The organism is Myroides injenensis M09-0166, from assembly GCF_000246945.1.
Lineage (GTDB): Bacteria > Bacteroidota > Bacteroidia > Flavobacteriales > Flavobacteriaceae > Flavobacterium > Flavobacterium injenense.
Genome location: NZ_BAEX01000169.1, coordinates 1 through 1130, shown reverse-complemented (window position 1 = coordinate 1130; position 1130 = coordinate 1). Strand labels below are relative to the sequence as shown.

Sequence of the window (1130 nt, the reverse complement as noted above, 5' to 3'; positions counted from 1 at the left end):
CCGTTGCTGTGTAAAAGTCATAGGTTGCTTTTGCAATGTCCGCTATAATTTTTTCGTTAGTGTCAAAATTTTCTTTTGATTCACTTACAAAAACACTGATGATAAAGTGTTCGCCATTCGGTAAAAAAACAATTCCTATATTGTTTACAGCGGCAGTAATTCCTGTTTCTTTGTTTGTTCCAGACGAACCTGTTTTATGAGCAACAACTGTCCCTTCGGGTAATTGTCCCTTAATTCGGTTATTACCGGTTGTGGTCTCTTTATTTGTCTTCCAAAAAAAGTCATAACTGCTTTTTGAAAGCAAGTTGTTTTTATTGTCATAAAATAATTTAAGCGTTTGGCTTGCCGCTTTCGGTGTAGTCCAATTCTGAAACATATTTTCCCACTTTGACTGCATATCTTCTTCGTTGAATGTAATCTGTATATCATTTATGCCACTTTTCTTAATATACTCTTCAACCGTTTTAGGTGTTCCAATTAGTCGTATTAATACATCGCAAGCAGTATTGTCGCTGTGTGAGACAGAATATTGAATTAGTCTTTCAATAGTAAAGATTCCGCCATTAGGATTTTCGTCTCTAAGTGGACTCCAAAAATCTTCTGGTAAAAGTTCATCTTTTCGAATCTCAATTTTCTGGTCTAATGAAAGTTTCCCCTTGTCAATTTCCGACAATACAGCTAATGCTATATGGAACTTAAATACACTTTGCATAGGGAATCGCCTGTCTCCGTGTAGCGAAAGTGTGTCTTTCCCATTGTTCCCAATTATTGAAACTCCAACTACTGCATTTTTGTCGGATAATATTTGCTCAATTTTATTTCTAAGCAAGTCGGTCTTGTCGGATTGTGTTTTACAACTTGTTACGAGTAATAAAAGCAAAACTGTTAATTGAAGAAGTCTATTCATTTTTTGTTTACGGTATGTCCTTTAAAATTGCCACCAACGGAAAAAGTATTGGCGAAGGACGGGCTACTGCTAACACAAAATGTAAGTGAAAACCATCCTGAGCAAAAACTTTTTTCGTTTTGCTAAAATACTAAAAAAAGTAAAACGAAAAAGTTTTTTGCGAATTTTGTTAACTGAATTCTCAAAGACAATATTCACCCCGTCTTTTGCCAATACACTGTTG

The 1130-nt window shown here is 35.0% G+C and carries 1 protein-coding gene; it reads right to left on the bottom strand.

The window, feature by feature from the left end; translation table 11 throughout:
* The coding region (gene blaRATA, locus RH98_RS15000; protein ID WP_010257767.1) for an RATA family class A beta-lactamase at nucleotides 1-907 on the bottom strand (907 nt) is incomplete at its 3' end.
* Between the last annotated feature and the right edge of the window lie 223 nt (nucleotides 908-1130).